The sequence below is a fragment of the Kitasatospora sp. NPDC059803 genome (assembly GCF_042732255.1).
Lineage (GTDB): Bacteria > Actinomycetota > Actinomycetes > Streptomycetales > Streptomycetaceae > Kitasatospora.
Genome location: NZ_JBHWIJ010000153.1, coordinates 1 through 19,044 on the forward strand (window position 1 = coordinate 1; position 19,044 = coordinate 19,044).

The window sequence follows — 19,044 nt, forward strand, 5'->3', positions numbered from 1 at the left end:
TGCGCGTGCTGGGGTTGGTGGTCTCGGCCGTCTTCCTTTTTGTTGTTGTTTTTTTCCTACCCCCCCATCGATTTTTTCTGGGTGGGCGCCGGCTCTCGCGATGGAGCATGGGCGACGCGGGGTCCGGGGGCGTCAGGGGGGTGTCAGGAGTGGGGCGGTGATCGTTGGGATGTCGTCAAGAGTGGTCGAGGTCCGGGGTGGGGTCGGGTGAGGTGGGTGGGTGCCGAGTCCTCCGTTGCCTGATGTGCCTGGTCCCACTGGTGGTTACCGCAATGCGCCTACCGGGGTGCCGCCGTACGGCGGGCCGGCGGTGCCGCAGCTGCCGGCTCTGGACGGGACGCTGGTGGTCGACTTCGCGTTGGTGGGCAAGGCCGGGGCGGATGCGGGGCGGGCGGCCGACGGCATGGCTGCTGCCTGGACGGCGCTGAGTTCTGCGGCCCTGTCCGGCGCGGCGCCCTGGGGGGATGATCCGGCGCTCGGGCAGGGCTTCGACCAGGTCTTCGCCCAGCCGCGGGACGATCTGCTGAAGGCGGTGCAGGCGCTGCCGGACACCTTGCGCAAGCTGGCCGATGCCCTAGGCGCCACTCGCAGCACGTTCGAGAAGGCCGACGAGCATGCCACGGAACTCGCCTGGACGTTCCCGGTGCCCGGTAGCGGCGGCGCGTGATGGCGGTCGACGCCCCCAACGCCTCGCTGCCGGACGGGTTGCAGAACCTGCTGATGATCCTGGTGGGGAACAAGTGGCCCACGGGGAACGAGAGTGCGCTGCGGGCCGAGGCGGATGCCTGGACCGAGGCGGCGAAGTCGATCCGTGCCTGTGTCCTGGACCTGGCGGACGCCAAGTCCCAGCTCGACCAGGGTCTGAGCGGTGCCACCAGGGACGCGTTCGACGCCTATCTGGCCAGGCTCGCCGTCGCCGACGACGCCGCGCTGCCGCTCATCGCCCAGTGCTGCGACGCCGCCGCCGACGCGCTGCACAACCTGGCGAACCAGATCGAGACCCTGCGCATCGAGATCATCGGTGCGCTGGTGGTCCTGGCCGTTCAACTGGCCATCGACGCAGCGTTGTTCCTCTTCGGCGGGGCCGAGGCGGCGCCCGTGGAGATAGCCTTCACCAGGGCCCTGGTGTGGGCCTTCCTGCGCAAGGCGCTGATCAGTGCGGTGACCCGGGTCGCCGAGTCGGTGCTGGCCCAGGTGGGCTTCGACCTGCTGGCCCAGGTGATCGAGCTGGGCCAGGGCCACCGCACGTCGATCGACGGCGGCGAGCTGGGCACGGCCGCCATCAACGGGGCGGTGGGCGGCGCGGTCGGTGTCGGTGCCGGGTGGCTGGGCAAGGGGCTGGGCAAGGGGCTCGGGAAGGGCTTCACCTCGCTGACCGGCAAGGAGGCCGGCGCGTTCGCCAAGGGCGCGGCCGGGCTGGTCTGGAACACCGGCTACGGGGCGCTGACCGGGATGGCCGAAGGCGCGGCGCAGGATGCGGTGTTCGGGTTGTCGGGCGACTACGTCTCCGGCGCGGCCAACGGCGCGTTCGCCGGGGCGTGGGGGTGGCGGCACGGGGTGATGAACCCCGGGAACAAGTTCTCCATCTCGCCGGGCGACCACATCGAGGGCTGGCTGAACGGCCGGCTGGAGGGCCCGCGCCCACCGCGCGGCGGTACGACGGGGGACGGCACGCCAGGGGGCGGCCCGTCGGAGATCGAGCTCGTCCCGGTCGGAGACCTGCCCCATGAGCTGCCGCCGCTGCCGCCGCAGGACACGGACCTCTCGGGCCTGTTCCACGAGATGGGCCACTTCCCGGCCCCCGTCGGCGACTTCAGGCCGACGCACGGCGGCACCTCGGTTCCACACCGCCCGCAGCCGAGGACCGTCTCCGACATCGTCCTGGAGGAGCTCAGCCCGGGCGTGCGCCAGCCCTCCTGATGGGGGATCAGGAGGGCTGGTGTCGGTGCGGGGGGCCGGGCGGGGTGTTACCGGCTGCCTGCCGGGGCGAGGGGGGCCAGGGGGCCGGGGTAGAGGTATTCCTTCGCCGGGATCGTGGTGCCGTGGGCCCAGGCGTCGAAGAAGCCCTTGAGGTCCTTGCCGGAGACCTTGGCGGCGAGGGCCTCGAACTGGGGGAAGGAAGCGTTGCCGTAGGCGTGGTCGGCGGTCCAGCGCTTGAGGGTGGCGAAGAACGTGTCGTCTCCGACGGTGCGCCGCAGGGCGTGCATCATCAGGGAGCCCTTGAAGTAGAGGGCCGAGGCGAGTTCCTTGCCCTGCCCGGGGTCGTAGAGCTTGGTGGACCAGTACTCCGGCTTGTTCCGGTTCTCCTCGACGCCGGGGGCGTAGAAGCCGGTGTCGAGGTTGCTGCCCTGGTGTTCGTCCCACAGCTGGTTGGCGTACTGGGCGACGCATTCGGCGATGCAGCCGTCGCGCCAGTCGGTGAACGAGACGCTGTCGCCGAACCACTGGTGGGTGATCTCGTGGACCGCCGCGGAGTCCCAGAAGTAGTTGGTGTAGGTGGGCCGGCTCTGGGTCTCCAGGTCCGGCGCGCCGGTGCCCGTCTCCTTGGTCCAGCTGCGGACGATGGCGCCCGCGGAGGAGAACGGGTAGGGGCCGAACTTGGAGGCCAGGAAGGCGATGATCTCGGGCTGCTGGGCCTCGGTCGCCTTGGCCATGTCGTCGATCGGCACGTCCGGGCCGTAGGCGGTGATGACCGGCGTCCCGTCGGGCAGCGCCGAGCGGTGGACGGTGAACTTGTCGATGGCGACGGTGCTGAGGTAGGTCGCCATCGGCTTGTCCTCGCGCCAGCGGAAGGTCGTCGAGCCGTCCTTGCTGGTGGTCTGGCCGGGCCGGCCGTTGCCGATGGCGGTCCAGCCGTCGGGGACGGTCGCGGCGAGCGAGAAGGTGGCCTTGTCGGACGGGTGGTCGTTGGACGGGAACCAGGAGGTCGCCGAGTGCGGCTCGCCCATCGCGTTGACGCCGCCGGACACCAGTTGGTGCCAGCCCTCGGGGTCGGGCTTGCCCGCGTACACCACCCGCACCGCGAAGGTGGCGCCGCCGGCCACCCGGCGGGCGGGCACGATGTCCAGCTTGTGCGTGCCGGAGCGGGAGAACGCCTTGGCCGGAGTGCCGTTCACGGTGACGGAGGTGACCTGGAAGCCCTTGAGGTCCAGGGAGAAGCGGTCCAGCGACTGCAGGGCCCGGGCGGTGACGGTGGTGTCGCCGTTCAACTGGTCGGGGTGCGCCGGGTCGTAGGCGATCCGGACGTCGTAGTTCGCCACGTCGTAGCCGGTGTTGCCGTCCTCGGGGAAGTACGGGTCCCCGATGCCGGCCGCTCCCGCGGGGGCGGCGGTCAGGGCGACGCCGAGGGCGGTGGCGGCGGCCACCAGGGTGACGGCCTTGCGGCGGTGGCGACTCAGCGGTGTGCGCATCTGTGGCTCCTGGGGGCGGGCGGTCAGGACCGGGTGGCGGCGGAGGCGGTGGCCGGGGCGGTGGTGGCAGGAGCGGTGGGGGCGGCGGGCTTGGCGGGGGCGGGCTTGGTGGTGGCGAACTGCCAGACCACGCCGATCATGGCGTTGGTGCTGGTCGCCTGCGTCGCGGGGTCGACGTTGGCGAGGTTGTCGCACGCGCTGTGGATGCAGTCCGAGACGCCGCTGCTGAAGCCGGACGACGGGATGCCCGCGTCCCCGAACGGCTGGCTGTCGGAGCTGTCCAGCGGGATGTCGAAGGTGGCCAGGCCTCGGTCGGTGAACCACTTCTCGAAGGCCTGGAAGGCCGCGGTCTCGTTGTTCTTCGCGTCCTTCACCAGCAGGTACTGCTGGAGGTTCTTGCTGCCCGCCTGGTCGAGGTTGAGGTACAGGTCGATGGCCTTGCGGTCACCGGCGGACAGGTTCTTGACGTAGTCCGCCGAACCGACCATCCCCAGCTCCTCCGCCCCCCACCAGGCGAAGCGCAGGTGCCGCTCGGGCTTCAGCTTGGCCTTGGCCACCTGGAGGGCGGTGGTCAGGACGGCCGCCGAGCCGGAGCCGTTGTCGTTGATCCCCGGGCCCATCGTGACGCTGTCCAGGTGGGCGCCGGTGAGCAGCACGTGGTCGGGGTCGCCGCCCTGCCAGTCGGCGATCAGGTTGTAGCCGTCCTTGCCGTCGTGGGAGAAGCGGCGCAGCTGCGTCTGGAAGCCGGCCCGGTCCAGCGCGTGCTTCATGTAGGCCACCGACTCCGCGTACCCCTTGGTGCCGTGCGCGCGGTTGCCGCCGTTGCGGTCCGCGATCCGCTGCAGGGCCTGGAGGTGCGGCATCACCTCGGCCGCCTCGACGGTGGGCGCGGCGGGGGCGGGCCTGCGCTCGGCGGCCGTCGCCGCGACGGCGGGGACGGTGGACAGCAGCAGGGCGGCCCCGATGACGTGGGCGGCGAGGGACACCAGGCGGCGGGAGGGCATCACGCGGGAGCCTTTCGGAGGCGGGGCCGGGGGGCTTCCCCCGGCGGACTCGACCCACCCTGGTCCGTCGATGTCAGGAACTTGTCGAGAGGCTGTCGGGAACCGGTAGGGGTGCTTCCGGAGGGCGACTTACGATCATCCTCATGTGCGCACATGTCGTGGTCGCCGAGGACGATCCCAAGCAGGCCGACCTGGCCCGCCTGTACCTGGAGCGGGAAGGGCACCGCGTGGTCGTCGTCCACGACGGCCGGGCCGCGCTGGAACAGGCCCGGCGCGGCCCGGCGGACCTCCTGGTCCTCGACGTGATGATGCCCGTCATGGACGGGCTCGACGTCTGCCGCGCCCTGCGCGCCGAATCCGCCCTGCCGGTACTGATGCTGACGGCCCGCACCGCCGAGGAGGACCTGCTGCTCGGCCTCGACCTCGGCGCCGACGACTACCTCACCAAGCCGTACAGCCCGCGCGAGCTCGTCGCCCGGGTCCGGGCCCTGCTGCGCCGCGGGTCCCGGCCGCTGACCCCGGGTGCTCCCGCGCCAGCGGCCGCGCCGCCCACCATGGCACCGCTCCCACCGCCCGCCGCCGCGCCGCCAGCCGTGCTGACCGCCGGGGCCCTCACCATCGACCCCCTGCGCCACGAGGTCACCGCCGACGGACGGCCCGTCAGCTGCACGCCCGGCGAGTTCCGGCTGCTCCAGGTGTTGGCCGCCCAGCCCGGCCGGGTCTTCACCCGGGCCCAGCTGCTGGAGCACCTGCACGGCATCGACCGGTACATCACCACCCGGACCGTCGACACCCACGTGATGAACCTGCGCCGCAAGATCGAGCCCCAACCGCGGCGCCCCACCCGCCTGCTGACGGTCTACGGCATCGGCTACAAGCTCGCGGAGGGGCCGCGCGGTGCGTCGTGACGCTCCGCCGCGCCGCAGCCTGCTGATCCGGCTGCTCGCCCTCTCCGCCCTGGTCTCGCTCTGTTCGATCGCCGCGACGGCCTGGCTGACCGCCCGCACCACGACGGGCGCGATCAGGCAGGAGCAGCGCCAGGTCCTCGCGGACCAGGCCCGGATCTACCACGAACTGCTCGGCTACGCCGCGACCCATCCCGACTGGACGGGCGCGGAGAGCACCGTGCGGCGGCTCGCCGCCGAGACCGGGCAGCGCATCCTGCTGACCACTCCGCGCTTCGAGCCGGTCGTCGACTCCGCGGCCGCCGCACCCGGGTCACCGCCGTCGGCCGCCACCGCACCCGGGTCACCGCCCCCGGCCGCCACGCCGTCGGCGCCGCCCCCGGGCGCCGCCGACCGGACGGTGCTGCCCCGGACGCCCACCACCACCGTCGACCCGCTCTCCGTCGACCTCGCCATGCTGCCCGACGCCCCGGCCGACCGGATCGACGCCCGCGCCGTGGGCCCGTTCCGGCTGACGACCGCCGAGCGCGCGGCCATGGAGGAGGCCGCGCGGGACCGGGCCGGCTGCCTGCGGTCGGAACTGGGCGTCGAGGCGACCGTCACCGACGACGCCGTCGGCCGCCCCGTGGTGAGCGTCCCCGGTGGCCGGCCGCTCGGCGTGCGCTGCGCGCCCCCGCTGGTGCTGGACGCCCCGACCCGCACCGAGAGCGCCGCCCTCGCCGACCTCACCGCGCTCGTCAACGCCTGCCTGGAGCGCCAGCAGATCCGGCCCGTGACGCTGTCCCTGGGGCTGCAGTGGGCCCCGGCCCGCGACCGGGAGCAGGAGCAGGTGATCTCCGCCTGCCTCGCCAACTCCCGCCGGCAGCAGCTCGTCCGGTACGTGGCGCCGCCCGTGCTGCTGTTCGTCGGCGCGCCCGCCGGCGCGGCGGACCAGGCCCCCGCGCTGTCCGCCCCGCACCGCGGGCGGGTCGCCGAGGTCGCCGCGCTGGTGCTGGTGGTCACCGTGGCGATCACCACGATCGTCGGCCTGCGGCTCTCCCGGCCGCTGAACGCGCTCACCCGCGCCGCCCGGCGGATGGCCGACGGGGACCTCTCCGCCCGGGTGTCCGCGACCGGCCGCGACGAGATCGCCGGACTCGCCGCCGCCTTCAACGCCATGGCGCAGCGCCGCGAACAGCTGGAGGAGCTGCGCCGGGCGATGGTCGGCGACATCGCGCACGAGCTGCGCACCCCGCTCAGCAACATCCGGGGCTGGCTGGAGGCCGTCGAGGACGGCGTCGTCACCGCCGACGGCGCCCTGACGAGTTCGCTGCTGGAGGAGGCCCTGCAACTCCAGCACCTGATCGACGACCTGCGGGACCTCGCCGACGCCGACGCCGGTGAACTGGCCCTGCACCGCGAGCCCGTGGACGTCGAGGACCTGCTGGCCCAGGTCGCCACCGCGCACGGCGCCCGGGCACAGGCGTCGGGCGTGGCCCTGGTCGTCGACACCGCCTCGACGACCACGGCCGGGTACGAGGTGTCCGCCGACCCGGTGCGCCTGCGGCAGTTGGTGGGCAACCTGGTCGCCAACGCCGTCCGGCACACCCCGGCGGGCGGCACGGTCACCCTGCGGACCCGCCCGGAGGCCGACGCCCTGCTGATCGAGGTCGCCGACACCGGCGGCGGCATCGCCGAGGCGGACCTGCCGTTGGTGTTCGAACGCTTCTGGCGGGCCGACAAGTCCCGCAACCGGCAGAGCGGCGGCAGCGGTCTGGGCCTCGCCATCGTCCGCAAGCTCGCCGAGCTCCACGGCGGCGGCGTCCACGCGGCCAGCAGCCCCGGCGCGGGGTCGGTGTTCACCGTGCGCCTGCCGGCTCCGGCGGCCGCCGGGTACGGGGGCTGAGCGGGCCGATAGCTAAATCATCGACATATGTTTGCCATTGATCTATGCTCACGGTCATGGCTAACCGTCAACTACAGGAGCCGACCCGGCTCGTGCTCACCGCGCTCGCCGATGCCCCGCGGCACGGCTACGCGATCGTCCAGGAAGTCCTGGCCATCTCCGACGGCCGGACCAAGCTGCTCACCGGCACGCTCTACACCGCGCTGGACCGGCTCCTCCAGCAGGGGCTGATCCGGATCGACCACGAGGAGGTCGTCGGTGGCCGGATGCGGCGCACCTTCGCCCTCACCGAGGACGGCCGGGACGTCCTGGGCGCGGAGACGGCGCGGCTGCGGGCCGGAGTCGTCGAGGCCGAGCGCAGGCTCGCGCTCGGGCGGGGTCCGCGCCTCGGGGCGCTCCGGCTGAGCGGCGGTGCGGCATGACCGCGCAGCAGGCCGGGGCGCTGCCCGGCAGGCTCCCGCTGATCGGCATCTACCCCGCCGCCTACCGGGCCTCGCACGGTGAGGAGATCGCCGCCGTCTTCGCCGAGTCCGTCGAGGGCGCCGACCGGCGCACCGTGCTGCGCGAATGGGTCACCCTGGCCGCGCACGCCGCCCGGCTGCGGACCCGGCTCAGCTCCGGCGACCCCGCGGGCCGGGCGCTCGCCGGCGCCGCGCCGTACCTGCTGGCCGGCGGGGCGGCGCTGGCCTTCGTCCAGCTGCTGATGGGCCTCTTCATCAGGGAGCCGCACTCCGAACTGATGGGCCTGCACACCGCGGCCGCGTCCGCGGTGGGCGTGGTGCAGACCGTCCCCTGGCTCCTCGCGCTGCTCGGCGCCGGCCTCGGGCACTGGGGCGCCACCCGCGTCCTGGTGCTGGTCGGCGTCCTCGCCCGGATCGGCGCCGCGGTCGGCTATTTCGTCCACCCGGCCGGGGTGCTCTTCCTGTCCCTCTACCAGCTGCCTCTCTGGCTCCTGCTCGGGGTGCCGCTGCTCATCGCCCCGCCCGACGGCGTCGACCAGCGCGTCCGCGCCCGGGTCGGGACGGTCGTCGCGGCGGGTGCCATCGTGCTGCCGATGAGCGCGCTCGTCCTCGCCTGGCCCTGGCGCGAGTTGGAGGACTACTCCGAGATCATCTTCCCGCGCAGCACCCAGATGCTGCTCGACGCGTCGTCGGCCTGGCCCGCCGTGGTGATGGCGATCGCCTTCTTCGTCCACTTCGCCGCCCGCCGGCCCGACCGGCCGCGCGCCGTCGGAGTGGCGCTGGCCGCCCTCCCCTGGGCGGTCATGCTCCCCGCGCCCTACTACTGGGCGCTGCCGCGCGACCTCGCCGACCTCGGGCGCAACCTCGCGGTCGTGGTCGGTCTGCTGGCTGTCGCCGCCACCCTCGCCGCGTTCAGCCGCACCCTGGCCGCCTCCCGGAACCCGGAGCCGGTCGAGCCGGCCTGACCGCGCAGGCGGTGCCCCGAACTGACCGCCGGTGTCGGGCCGGCCGGTCCGAGGATCCCCGAGTCCCTTCTTCCGGAAGGGGCTCGGGGATCTTTCGGCGTCGGTCCTCGGCGGTCGGGCGGTCCGTCCTCGGCGATCGGCGATCGGTGCGCGGTGATCGGTGCGCGGTGGCCGGTCCTCAGCGGTCGGCGGAGAAGCCGTTGATGACGCTCAGGGCGCCGAAGCCGCCGTCCGCGCAGACCGGTTGGAGCTGGACGTCGCCGACGATCTGGAAGAGCTTCTCGGCCGGGTCGGCGGCCGTGGGGTTGCAGACGGGCTGGCCGACGCAGTGGTGGATGGCGGCCACGCCGTCGCCGGTGACGGCGGGGGAGGCGGTGGTGCAGAAGGTCACCACGCCGATCTTCGCGGGGTTCGGCCCGTCGGGGTCGTGCAGCTTCCACGTGCCGGAGGTGGTGGAGTCGGCGACGTTGCCGCCGCACTGCCCCGCGGCGGCGGCGGCGGGTGCGGCGGGCGGCGGTCCGGGATGCGCCGGCGCGGTGCGCGGGAGGGCGTACGGGGCGCGGGAGCCGCGACTGGGGAAGCGCTGTGCACCGCTTGACCGGGGGGCGCCGGGGAGGGCGAGGGGCGCCGGGGAAGGGGCGCCGGGGGCGCCCTGGGAGAGGGGCGCCGGGGAAGGCGGGCGGATCAGGTGGTCGAGCCTCTTCGGAGGTGCTGGAGGCAGTCGGCGATCTCGGCGGGGGTGGAGGGGCCGAGGGCGTCGGCGAGGCGGCCGTGGTGGAGGAAGACGACGCTGTCCGCGCACGCGGCGGCTTCCGGGTCGGTGGTGACGAGGACCGCCGTGAGGTCGAGGGCGCGGACCGCGCGGCGGAGTGAGGCGCCGATGGCGCGGGCGAGTTCGGGCGAGTCGTCGTGGCCGGGGGTGTCGACCAGCAGCAGGCGCGGGGAGCCGGCCAGCAGCCGGGCCAGCATGGCGTTGTGCTGCTGGACCCGGCCCAGCCTCCGGAGCGGCCGCCGCCAGAGCCACAGTCGGGTGACCCGGCTGATCTGCCAGGCCTGGCGGCGGCCGAGTGCGGAAACACCCGGGTCGACGAATTCACGAACCGTCACATTCGGGTGGACGGGCTCGTGTTGGCCCCAGAGCGCACCGACGGAACCCCGTCCACCGTCGGCCCAGTGGACCGTTCCGGTGGACGGGGTGGTGACGCCGGCCATGCACTCCAGGAGTGCTGTGGTGCTGGCGCGTTCGTCTCCCATGACGGCACAGAAGCGGCCTTTTCGTACGCCGAGTGAGAACTCGCGCAGGACCGCTGTGGGACCGTTCGTGCCCGGGTGGATTTTCGACACGTTTTCCAGCGTGACGGCACAGTCTGGGGCGGCTTCCCGCTCAGCTGGTCCACCTCCCATCATGAATCCGCTCCCAGGCTTCCGTAAATGATGCGTGCGGCGACAAGGCATCGTGCGTGCATGCCCAGAACCTACTCGCTCGTAATGGGTTTAGGCCATGCTGCCCGCATCCGTATGTATGGTGCACTTTCCTAGACCATCCGTGTCGGATCCAGATCGCTCCTCGGGGCGTGTTGCGGGTTCGTTACTTCGGGAATCGTCGGTATAGGGCGAATTGTCAGACGAGTGGATCCCCACGAAGAAGCGCCCCGCCCAGGGGGGTCAGGGTGTGGTGCACTTTGTTGAGCGACCGCAGGGTGGTGATAAGGCCGGCCGCCCGCAGGACGGCGGTGTGCTGGCTCGCGGCGGCGGTGGAGATGCCCACCAGCTCGCCGACTTCGGTGGTGGTGCAGGTGGTCGTCAGCACCTGGAGGACGGCCGCCCGGGTGCGCCCCAGCAGGGCGCCCAGGGCCTGGTCGCCGTCGGGCGCCGGGTCCCACAGGTTCTCCCGGTCGCGCGGGACGGGGATCGGGTAGAGCAGCAGCAGGGGCCGGTCGCCCTGCTGTTCGACCAGGATCGGAGACCGGGAGAACAGGAACAGCGACGGTGCTATCTCCAGGCCGGTCGACTCCAGTTTGATGTCGTGCCCCGTCCCGGGGACCTCCAGCACCGGGGGGCGCCAGCGGATCGCCGGGTGCAGGGTGCTGAGCAACTGGTCGACGCCGCCGCTCATCATGATCTGGGCCCGGGCGTTCCGGTCGACTTCGAGCAGGGTCGACACCTGGTTCCAGTACGGCTCCACGGCGATCCGGTGGAATGTCTCCAGATCGCGCAGGACCCGCGGTCGGAATTCGTTCCCGGATCCGGCTGCGGAGGAATTTTCGAGAATTCGGTAGAGATCCGGGAAAGGGCGGACGGTGCGGGCGAGTTCGGCCAGCGCCCGGCCGTCCCGTTCACCCGCGACCCGTCGTCGCCAGGAATGGAAGACGGGGCCTCCGCCGCCCGTCGCGAAGGTTTCGAGGGCGCACAGCGCCTCTCTCATCGGATCCAGATGGGCGGCCGACGATACTTTGGCCAGGCTCGCCGGACTGAAGAATATGCGTCGCATTGCTGTTTTCCCCCTTGAAGTTCCGATGCTGTCGCGATCGGAGGTCATCGGTCTCAGGCCGGCATCGCTGCCGCTTCGATCACGCCCTCGGTCGCACAGTTCGGTCCGTCGGGGAGAATGGGGTAGAAGAGCGTCGGTCCGTCGGCAATGGTGTGGTCGTCCACCAGGACCGGGGAATCGGGTGCCAGGAAGTAGGACGGCGCAATGGTCAGCCCGACCTCCTCCAGTTGCACGTCCTCGTTCTGTCCGGGTATCTCCAGCGAGCAGGTGGAGAGCCGGACGGTCGGGTGAAGAGTGCTCAGCAGACTGCGGGCGCCGCAGTCCTGGAGGATTTCCAGCCGCTTCTTCCGGTCGCTCTGAACGGTGAGGGAGATCACGTCCCAGTGCGGGGCGACCATGATGCGGTAGAAGGACTCCAGGTCCCGGAGCAGGCGCAGGTCGGCGCCGTTCCCGGAGTGCCGGGCGCGCCGGACCATGGTGTCCATGTCGGGGAACGGGCGGATGGTCCGGGCGAGTTCGACGAGCCGCTGGGTGGAGCCGAGCCGGTGGGTGGGACCCAGCCGGCGGGCCGGTCCGACGGGACGGGTTTTATGCCATCGGAGCCGGCGTTTCGCCTGGCGGTGCCGGGAAGAGAGCAGGTCCAGGGCGAAGAGTGATTCGCTGACCCAGTCCGGGGTCGGCATGATACGCGTTCTCAACAGGCTTGCCGACGTGAAGTGCAGACGTGGCACGAGTCCCCCATGAATGCCGTTGATGTAGGCGGGTCGGGAGCCGGGATCCACGGTGAGGTGGATGGTCGATCGTGCGTGACCGCAAGTTCGACATGGCCATGCCCGTTCCCGTACCGACTACGCTACGTGGCGCTTTAGGGGGGTGACAGTCGAGTCTTCGCCAGTTCGAAGGTGCAGTTCTCTGCACCTGATCCGGATAGCGGACTCGACTCGGTTCGACCGCCCCCTGACGGGTCGTGCGACCCGTGGGGCGGGTGGGGTGAGAGGGGTCTGTGGGGCCGGAGTCGCGCCGGACGTGGGTCCGCGCTCTCGGCCTACCTGCCAAGAGCGCGGAAGTTCCTCAGGCGCGGATTCGATCTGCTCGTCAGATCGTGATAAGCACGTTGATCAGAACACCAACGGCGACCACCGCGAGGACGACCCAGGGCCACATCGGGCGTTCCTTAGTGGGCTTCCAGCCGCTCGAATCGGGCATGACTGCTCCTGGCTTGTATTGGTACGGGGAGATTTACGGCCGGGCCCCCCGGAAGACGGGGGACCCAACGAGGGGCCCGGCCAAGGGAATCGGTGGGGGAACTGTTAGTGCCCTGTTCACCGATTCCGGTCTGTGGTCACCGTGCGCTCGCTGGGAGCCTCAACGGTGACGCTGGTTCGGAAGCCCAGTCATCACGGGTAGTCGTGGTGGTCGAGGCAGGTCTGGCGCAGTTCCTTGATGCGGTCGTTCTGCTCACCGATGTATCCGACCACGGTGCGCACCGCACCCTTCTCGCGGATGTCGGCGTTGCGCATCTTGTCGGCGGTCGACTGGATCGCATTGCGGAGCTTGTCGTCCCCGGCCTGCTTGGCCAGCCCGTCGAGCTCGTCGGCCCGTGCCCGCATCTTCTTGCGGGCCTCCTCCACGTTGTCCGGGAACGGATCGGTGAAGGTCTTGCCGAAGATCTTCGCGCACAGCTCGATCCGGTCGGCGGCCTTGGTACTGACCTGGCAGGCGGACGTTCCGGCGCCGACCAGGAGGACGGCGGCCAGGGTCAGCACGACCGTCCTGCTCCGCCGGTGTCCGGGTTCGGCCCCGTGGCTCCTGCGCATCGGGTACATGCTTCCTCCCTGGGTCCCGTGGGATCCGATGATCTTCTGCCCGTCGTCCCGGCGTTGGTTCCGCCTTCGATGACTCCATCCTGAACCCGGGCGCCGCCGATTTCATGGGGGCTTACTTCCGATCCGAGGTGCAGTTCTCTGCACCTTTCTTCGTGCACGTGATCGCCTGTGCTGGGCGTTTTCGCACCGGCTTAAAGACGTGGTGGGCGGCGGGTGGCGCCATGGAGGCTGAGGTCCGTACGGCCGGGACGGCATGCGGTGGCCGGGGTTCCGCCCCAAGGCCGTAGTGCACGGACAGCGCAGGGGAGAGAGGGACGACGATGGGCCCAGCACGGACACTCGCGGAGAAGCTGTGGGAGCGCCACGTCGTGGCGTCCCGGCCCGGCGGACCGGACCTCCTCTACATCGACCTCCACCTCACCCACGAGGCCACCTCCCCGCAGGCCTTCGACGGGCTGCGGCTGGCCGGCCGCAGCGTCCGGCGGCCGGGGCTGACCCTGGCGCTGGAGGACCACAACGTCGCCACCACGGCGACCGCGGTGCTCGACCCGGTCAGCCTGGTCCAACTGGACACGCTGCGCCGCAACTGCGCCGAACAGGGCGTCGAGCTCTACTCGGTCGGCCACCGGCGGCAGGGGATCGTGCACGTCGTCGGACCCGAACTCGGCCTGGTGCAGCCCGGCATGACGATCGTCTGCGGGGACAGCCACACCGCCACGCACGGCGCGTTCGGCGCGCTCGCCTTCGGCATCGGCACCAGCGACGTGGAGCACGTCCTGGCCACCCAGTGCCTGGAGATCGGCCGGCCGCGCACCCTGGCCGTCGAGTTCACCGGCCAACTCCCCCCGGAGGTCGGGGCGAAGGAGATGATCCTCGCGCTGATCGCCCGGATCGGGGCCAACGGGGCGCAGGGCCACCTCATCGAGTACCGGGGCGACGCGGTGCGCGGGCTCTCCATGGAGGCCCGGATGACGCTCTGCAACATGAGCATCGAGGCCGGCGCCCGGGCCGGGATCGTCGCACCCGACGAGACCACCCTGGAGTACCTGCGCGGCCGTCCGCACGCCCCCGCCGGGGCGGACTGGGACGCCGCCGTCGCCGACTGGTCGACCCTGGCCACCGACCCCGGCGCCGTGTTCGACCGGACGGTCGTGCTCGACGTGGGCGGGCTCACCCCGCTCGTCACCTGGGGCACCAACCCCGCCCAGACCGTGCCGCTCGCCGCCGCCGTGCCCGACCCGCAGACCTTCGCCGACCCGCTCGAACGCGCCTCCGCGCAGAAGGCGCTGGCCTACATGGGCCTGCGGCCCGGAACCTCGATGCGGGACCTCGCGATCGACGTCGTCTTCGTCGGCTCCTGCACCAACGGCCGGATCGAGGACCTGCGCTCCGCGGCCGGGGTGCTGCGCGGGCGCACCGTCGCCGCCGGCACCCGGATGCTGGTCGTCCCCGGCTCGATGCAGGTGCGGGCCGAGGCCGAGGCGGAGGGGCTGCACGAGGTCTTCGCGGCCGCCGGCGCCGAGTGGCGGCTGCCCGGCTGCTCGATGTGCCTGGGGATGAACACCGACCGTCTTGAGGGTGTCGAGCGCTGCGCCTCCACCTCGAACCGTAACTTCGAAGGCCGCCAAGGGGCGCGGGCCCGCACCCACCTGGTGTCGCCCGCGGTCGCCGCCGCGACGGCGGTGGCCGGGCGGCTCGCGGCCCCGGCCGACCTGGCCTGACAGCGCCGGCCCGGCCGGAGAGAGGACAGCTGAGTATGGAACCCTTCGTCGAACACCACGGTCGCGCGGTCGCCCTGCGCCGCGACGACGTCGACACCGACCAGATCCTGCCCGCGGAGTTCTGCAAGCGGGTCACCAAGAGCGGCTACGAGGACGCGCTGTTCGCCCGCTGGCGCGCCGAGGACGGCTTCGTCCTGGAGCAGCCGCGCCACGCGGGCGCGACGGTCCTGCTGGCCGGCCGGGACTTCGGCATCGGCAGCTCCCGCGAGCACGCCGTCTGGGCGCTGCGCGACTGGGGGTTCCGCGCCGTCGTCGCCACCGGCTTCGGCGACATCTTCCGCCGCAACGCCCTCAACAACGGGCTCGTCCCGGTCGACCTGCCGACGCCCGTGGTCGAGGAGCTGATGGACCTCGCGGAGTCCGCCGAGGGCCTGCGGCTCACCGTGGACCTGCGGGCCGGCCTGCTGCGCCGGCCGGGCGGCGAGCACCCGTTCACGGTCGACGCGCGGGCCCGGGCCCGGCTGCTCGAAGGGCAGGACGTGATCGCGGAGACCCTGCTCAGGACCGGGGACATCGAGGCGTACGAGGCGGGCCGCCCGTCCTGGCTGCCCGAGATCCCGCGCGGCGCCTTCGACCTGGCCGAACAGCGGCTCCAGGGCGAAGCGCCGCTCCAGACCGAACAGCGGCTGCGGACCGACGCCGCGGGAGTGAGCCGATGAGCGCCACCACGCACCATGACACCCCGGCCCGCCGCGCCCTGGGCGCCGAGCGGGTCGCCGGACTGCCCGGCGGGGGGCTGGCCGCGCTGCTGCTGGAGGGGCTGCCGCCGGACACCGTCGACCTCGCGGTCGGCACCCCGGCCTACCCCGACACGCCGCCCGGGCTGGTCGAGGCGGCGGTGGCCGCGCTGCGGGCCGGCGTCCACCAGTACCAGGACCCGGCCGGGCTGGCGCTGCTGCGCGAGCGGATCGCCGCGGCCCTGCCCGGCGCCCCCGACCCGGGCTCCGAGATCACCGTCACCGTCGGCGGCAGCGAGGGGCTGGCCGTCGCCCTGCTCTCGTTCGTCGACCCCGGCGACGAGGTGATCGTGTTCGAGCCCTTCTACGAGAACTTCCTCAGCGCCATCGCCCTCACCGGCGCCCGCCCGCGCCCGGTCCGGCTGCGGGAGCCCGACTGGAGCGTCGACCCGGACGAGCTGGCCGCGGCCTTCGGGCCGCGCACCCGCGCCGTCATCGTGAACAGCCCGGCCAACCCGACCGGCGTCGTCCTGGAGCGCGGCACCCTCGACCTGCTCGCCGAGCTGTGCCGGCGCTGGGGCACCGTGGTGATCTCGGACGAGGTGTACGCCGGGTACATCTACGAGTCGGCCGGCTACCGCTCGGTCGCCGAGATCGAGGGCCTGGCCGACCGGTCCGTGGTGGTCGGCAGCCTCTCCAAGAGCCATGCGATCAGCGGCTGGCGGCTCGGCTTCCTGCGCGCGGCGCCGGAGCTCACCGCCCTGCTGCGCAAGGTGCACGTGGCCACCACCGGCGGCGCGGCGGCCGCGCTCCAGCACGCCGCCGCCAACGCGGACCTGCTGCTGCCGGAGCGCTGGGACCACGCGGCGGGGATGCGCGAGCGGCGCGACCGGACGGTGGCCCTGCTGCGGGACGCCGGCTTCGACTTCACGCCCCCGGCCGGCGGCTGCTACGTGCTGGCCCGGATCGACGGGCTGACCGACGAGCCCAGTCCGCGCTTCATCCGCACGCTGCTCGCCGAGACCGGTGTGCTGGTGGCGCCGGGCACCTCGTTCTTCGTCGATCCGGCCGATGGCGAGCGCTACGTCCGGATCGCCTTCAACCGTCCACTCCAGACCCTCGACACCGCTGCCGAGCGGCTTCGCGCCCGCAGCCCGCAGAAGGGAGTCACTCCGTGACAACCGCCATCAGCATCTCGACCGAAGCGCGGCACGACGGACTGGTCCTCGGGATCACCGCCGAGACCGCGGGGAACCGGCTGGTCGACCTCGGCAAGGAGCAGGGGGAGTTCATCCGCCGGCGGATCACCGAGCACGGCGCGGTCGTGCTCAGCGGCTTCGACTGGCAGGAGTGGCCGGAGCTGGACACCTTCGTCAACGCCGTCGTCGGCCGGCCGCTCGACTACACCGAGCGCTCCTCGCCGCGCACCGAGCTGCACCCCGGGGTGTTCACGGCCACCGACCACCCGGCGACCGAGGAGATCTTCCTCCACACCGAGCAGTCGTACAACCTGAACGTCCCGCGCTACCTGTTCTTCTTCTGCCGCCAGGAGTCGCCGGACGGCGGCGCCAGCCTGCTGGCCGACTGCCGCGCCCTGCACGCCGGGCTGCCCCGGGAGACCGCCGAGCGGTTCGAGCGCGAGGGCTACCTGCTCGTCCGCAACTTCCGCCCCGGCCTGGGCCTTTCCTGGCAGGAGGCGTTCGGCACCAGCGACCCGGACGAGGTCAAGGCCTACTGCGACGCCAACAGCATCGAGCTGGAGTGGCTGGAGCGAAACCACCTGAGGACGCGTCAGCTGCGCTGGGCCGTCGCCACCCACCCGGAGACCGGTGTCCGCTCCTGGTTCAACCACCTGACCTTCTTCCACGCCCGCACCCTGCGCGAGGACGTCGCCGACTTCCTGCTGGAGGAGTACGGCCCGTGGGGGATGCCCACCAACACCTTCTACGCGGACGGCAGCGAGATCCCGGACGAGGTCGTCCGGCAGCTCCAGGCCGCGTACCGGGCGCAGCAGATCGACGTCAACGTGCACACCGGTGAGGTCCTGATCGTGGACAACATCAGCGTGGCGCACGGGCGGGCCCCCTTCGTGCCGCCGCGTGACCTGTTCGTCAGCATGGCCGGGGCGCACGCGTGGTCCGAACTCCGCCCGGTGGAGCGGACGTCGGCGCCCGCGGTGGCGCTGCCGACCCCGCCGCAGTGACCTCGGGCAGTACGACGGCCGATGCCGCCGTGGCCGCGGAGCCGGGCCCTCCGCCGCTGTCCCGCAACCGCGAGTACAACGTGCTGTGGACCGCGAACATGGTCTCCCAGCTGGGGGCGCAGGGCACGCTGATCGCGTACCCGCTGCTGGTGCTCGGGCTCGGCGGCTCCGCCTTCGAGGCCTCGCTGGCCGAGTTCGCGATCGCCGGGTCGCGGGCGCTCGCGGCGCTGCCCTCGGGGGCGCTGGCCGACCGGGTCAGCCGCAAGACGCTGATGCTGGTCTCGGAGTTCGGGCGGGCCGCGGCGCTGGGCGTGCTCGCGCTGCTGGTGGCGATCGGGCACGCGCCGCTGGCGGCCATCGTGGTGGTGGCGGTGGTCGAAGGGGTGTGCACCTCGCTGTTCGGCACCGCCGACCAGGCGCTGCTGCCGAGCGTCGTGCCGTCCTCGCAACTCGCCGACGCCGTGACCCGCAACACCGCCCGCTACTACCTCGCGACCATCGTGGGCCCGGGGATCGGCGGATTCCTGTACGGCGTCCAGCGGTTGCTGCCGTTCGTCGCCCAGGCGGTGACCTCGGCGATCGCCTTCGCCACGCTGCTGTTCCTGCGGCTGCCAGCGCCGCCCGCACCGGCGTCGTCGCCCGAGGGCGAGGGCGAGGGCGAGGGCGAGGGTGCGGACCGGCCCGAGGGGACGTTGCAGGCGATGGCGTCGGGGCTGCGCTGGCTGCGCGGCAACCCGGCGGTGCGGGCCACCGTGCTGTTCGGCACCGCCTTCAACCTGGTGTTCAGCGGCCTGCTGATCGCCGTGGTGGTGATGGCCCAGCAGGACGGGCGGTCCGGTGCCGAGATCGGCGCCATCGGCGCCCTGGTCGGCGCGGGCGGCGTGTCGGGTGCGCTGGCGGCCGGGCGGCTGCGCCGCTCGCTCTCGCCGTTCACGGCGCTCATGGTGCTGACCTGGGCCACCGCCGTGCTGGTGCCGCTGCTCGCGGTGGTGCCGACCGGCTGGCCGTCCGGGCTGGTGCTGGGCGCGGCCGCGTTCCTCGCCCCCACCGCCACCGCCCTGGTGGCGGGTCATCAGATGATGGTCACCCCCGATGAGATGCGCGGCCGGCTGGCCGGCCTGATCGGGGTCTCGATGGGCGCCGGCGCGGCGCTCGGCCCGCTGCTGTGCGGGCTGCTGCTGGAGACGGTGCACGCCGTGCCCACCGTCCTGAGCTGTGCGGCGGCGTTCCTGCTGATCGCACTCGGCGTGGCCGTCACCCCCGCGGTCCGCGCCTTCCCCGCCCTGCCCGACAACCGGGAGCACCCGTCCGGGAGTTGAGGAGGGGGACGCGGAGAGGGGGGGGGGGGCGCCGGGGCCCGCCCCCCGCCGCGGTGAATACAAGAAACGGGCGCCCCACTGACGGGGGGGGTTTATTGTTGGGGGGGGGGGGGTTGA

At 72.5% G+C, this 19,044-nt stretch carries 18 protein-coding genes; 11 read left to right on the forward strand and 7 right to left on the reverse strand.

Annotation, left to right across the window (positions count from 1 at the left end; translation table 11 throughout):
- Nucleotides 1-310: 310 nt before the first annotated feature.
- Nucleotides 311-667, forward strand: a complete 357-nt coding sequence (locus ACFV6I_RS23180) for a type VII secretion target (RefSeq protein ID WP_159398533.1) — start codon at nt 311-313, stop codon at nt 665-667.
- Nucleotides 664-1,920, forward strand: a complete 1,257-nt coding sequence (locus ACFV6I_RS23185; RefSeq protein WP_380427381.1) for a hypothetical protein — start codon at nt 664-666, stop codon at nt 1,918-1,920. The genes ACFV6I_RS23180 and ACFV6I_RS23185 overlap by 4 nt, the downstream gene beginning before the upstream one ends.
- Nucleotides 1,921-1,967: 47 nt before the next feature.
- Here the strand turns inward: ACFV6I_RS23185 and ACFV6I_RS23190 are convergent, their stop codons facing one another.
- Entirely contained in the window at nt 1,968-3,410 is a 1,443-nt protein-coding gene (locus tag ACFV6I_RS23190; protein WP_380427383.1) for a M1 family metallopeptidase, read from the reverse strand.
- 23 nt (nt 3,411-3,433) lie between these two features.
- Nucleotides 3,434-4,414 (reverse strand): M20/M25/M40 family metallo-hydrolase, encoded by a 981-nt coding sequence (locus ACFV6I_RS23195; RefSeq protein ID WP_380427385.1) that lies wholly within the window; start codon nt 4,412-4,414, stop codon nt 3,434-3,436.
- 143 nt (nt 4,415-4,557) lie between these two features.
- On the opposite strand from ACFV6I_RS23195, the gene ACFV6I_RS23200 reads away from it, so the two are divergent.
- From ACFV6I_RS23200 to ACFV6I_RS23215, 4 genes are read left to right on the forward strand one after another with little or no spacing between them, the layout of a single operon-like run.
- Nucleotides 4,558-5,322: a response regulator transcription factor gene (locus ACFV6I_RS23200; protein ID WP_380427387.1), complete on the forward strand. Its 765-nt coding sequence runs from the start codon at nt 4,558-4,560 to the stop codon at nt 5,320-5,322.
- Nucleotides 5,312-7,204, forward strand: coding sequence for a sensor histidine kinase (locus ACFV6I_RS23205; protein ID WP_380427389.1), 1,893 nt, complete (start codon nt 5,312-5,314; stop codon nt 7,202-7,204). Before ACFV6I_RS23200 ends, ACFV6I_RS23205 begins: the two co-directional genes overlap by 11 nt.
- A 56-nt stretch (nt 7,205-7,260) precedes the next feature.
- Nucleotides 7,261-7,626 carry a PadR family transcriptional regulator gene (locus tag ACFV6I_RS23210; RefSeq protein ID WP_063351477.1) on the forward strand — a complete coding sequence of 122 codons (366 nt, stop codon included), beginning with the start codon at nt 7,261-7,263 and terminating at the stop codon, nt 7,624-7,626.
- Nucleotides 7,623-8,630 (forward strand): hypothetical protein, encoded by a 1,008-nt coding sequence (locus ACFV6I_RS23215; RefSeq protein ID WP_380427391.1) that lies wholly within the window; start codon nt 7,623-7,625, stop codon nt 8,628-8,630. Before ACFV6I_RS23210 ends, ACFV6I_RS23215 begins: the two co-directional genes overlap by 4 nt.
- Before the next feature lie 178 nt (nt 8,631-8,808).
- Here ACFV6I_RS23215 and ACFV6I_RS23220 read toward each other — a convergent pair whose 3' ends face one another.
- The 5 genes from ACFV6I_RS23220 to ACFV6I_RS23240 form a co-directional block, all read right to left on the reverse strand.
- A complete protein-coding gene (locus tag ACFV6I_RS23220; RefSeq protein WP_380427393.1) occupies nt 8,809-9,021 on the reverse strand; it encodes a hypothetical protein in 213 nt (70 codons plus the stop codon).
- 293 nt (nt 9,022-9,314) lie between these two features.
- Complete coding sequence (locus tag ACFV6I_RS23225) at nt 9,315-10,085, reverse strand: ATP-binding cassette domain-containing protein (protein WP_107452943.1); 771 nt, start codon at nt 10,083-10,085, stop codon at nt 9,315-9,317.
- A gap of 166 nt (nt 10,086-10,251) precedes the next feature.
- Complete coding sequence (locus tag ACFV6I_RS23230) at nt 10,252-11,055, reverse strand: winged helix-turn-helix domain-containing protein (protein ID WP_363375505.1); 804 nt, start codon at nt 11,053-11,055, stop codon at nt 10,252-10,254.
- 119 nt (nt 11,056-11,174) lie between these two features.
- Nucleotides 11,175-11,804 (reverse strand): hypothetical protein, encoded by a 630-nt coding sequence (locus ACFV6I_RS23235; RefSeq protein WP_063349701.1) that lies wholly within the window; start codon nt 11,802-11,804, stop codon nt 11,175-11,177.
- A 714-nt stretch (nt 11,805-12,518) separates the two neighbouring features.
- Nucleotides 12,519-12,938 (reverse strand): hypothetical protein, encoded by a 420-nt coding sequence (locus ACFV6I_RS23240; protein WP_159398537.1) that lies wholly within the window; start codon nt 12,936-12,938, stop codon nt 12,519-12,521.
- A gap of 329 nt (nt 12,939-13,267) precedes the next feature.
- Between ACFV6I_RS23240 and leuC the strand changes: the two genes are divergently transcribed.
- The 5 genes from leuC to ACFV6I_RS23265 are packed head-to-tail and all read left to right on the forward strand — an operon-like array spanning nt 13,268 to nt 18,927.
- The gene (gene leuC / locus ACFV6I_RS23245; RefSeq protein WP_380338220.1) at nt 13,268-14,668 is read left to right on the forward strand and encodes a 3-isopropylmalate dehydratase large subunit; all 1,401 of its coding nucleotides are present in this window, start codon (nt 13,268-13,270) and stop codon (nt 14,666-14,668) included.
- A 35-nt stretch (nt 14,669-14,703) separates the two neighbouring features.
- Nucleotides 14,704-15,387: a 3-isopropylmalate dehydratase small subunit gene (gene leuD, locus ACFV6I_RS23250; RefSeq protein WP_363375500.1), complete on the forward strand. Its 684-nt coding sequence runs from the start codon at nt 14,704-14,706 to the stop codon at nt 15,385-15,387.
- The gene (locus ACFV6I_RS23255) at nt 15,384-16,583 is read left to right on the forward strand and encodes a pyridoxal phosphate-dependent aminotransferase (RefSeq protein ID WP_380427395.1); all 1,200 of its coding nucleotides are present in this window, start codon (nt 15,384-15,386) and stop codon (nt 16,581-16,583) included. Before leuD ends, ACFV6I_RS23255 begins: the two co-directional genes overlap by 4 nt.
- Complete coding sequence (locus ACFV6I_RS23260) at nt 16,580-17,608, forward strand: TauD/TfdA family dioxygenase (protein WP_063349705.1); 1,029 nt, start codon at nt 16,580-16,582, stop codon at nt 17,606-17,608. Before ACFV6I_RS23255 ends, ACFV6I_RS23260 begins: the two co-directional genes overlap by 4 nt.
- Nucleotides 17,605-18,927 (forward strand): MFS transporter, encoded by a 1,323-nt coding sequence (locus ACFV6I_RS23265; protein WP_380427397.1) that lies wholly within the window; start codon nt 17,605-17,607, stop codon nt 18,925-18,927. Before ACFV6I_RS23260 ends, ACFV6I_RS23265 begins: the two co-directional genes overlap by 4 nt.
- Nucleotides 18,928-19,044 lie beyond the last annotated feature (117 nt).

Coding starts and splice junctions, on each gene's coding strand:
- ACFV6I_RS23190 (WP_380427383.1), bottom strand. CDS start 3,410: ATGCGCACACCGCTGAGTCGCCACCGCCGCAAGGCCGTCACCCTGGTG.
- ACFV6I_RS23195 (WP_380427385.1), bottom strand. CDS start 4,414: ATGCCCTCCCGCCGCCTGGTGTCCCTCGCCGCCCACGTCATCGGGGCC.
- ACFV6I_RS23200 (WP_380427387.1), top strand. CDS start 4,558: ATGTGCGCACATGTCGTGGTCGCCGAGGACGATCCCAAGCAGGCCGAC.
- ACFV6I_RS23210 (WP_063351477.1), top strand. CDS start 7,261: ATGGCTAACCGTCAACTACAGGAGCCGACCCGGCTCGTGCTCACCGCG.
- ACFV6I_RS23215 (WP_380427391.1), top strand. CDS start 7,623: ATGACCGCGCAGCAGGCCGGGGCGCTGCCCGGCAGGCTCCCGCTGATC.
- ACFV6I_RS23225 (WP_107452943.1), bottom strand. CDS start 10,085: ATGCCTTGTCGCCGCACGCATCATTTACGGAAGCCTGGGAGCGGATTC.
- ACFV6I_RS23230 (WP_363375505.1), bottom strand. CDS start 11,055: ATGAGAGAGGCGCTGTGCGCCCTCGAAACCTTCGCGACGGGCGGCGGA.
- ACFV6I_RS23235 (WP_063349701.1), bottom strand. CDS start 11,804: ATGCCGACCCCGGACTGGGTCAGCGAATCACTCTTCGCCCTGGACCTG.
- ACFV6I_RS23240 (WP_159398537.1), bottom strand. CDS start 12,938: ATGCGCAGGAGCCACGGGGCCGAACCCGGACACCGGCGGAGCAGGACG.
- leuC (WP_380338220.1), top strand. CDS start 13,268: ATGGGCCCAGCACGGACACTCGCGGAGAAGCTGTGGGAGCGCCACGTC.
- leuD (WP_363375500.1), top strand. CDS start 14,704: ATGGAACCCTTCGTCGAACACCACGGTCGCGCGGTCGCCCTGCGCCGC.
- ACFV6I_RS23255 (WP_380427395.1), top strand. CDS start 15,384: ATGAGCGCCACCACGCACCATGACACCCCGGCCCGCCGCGCCCTGGGC.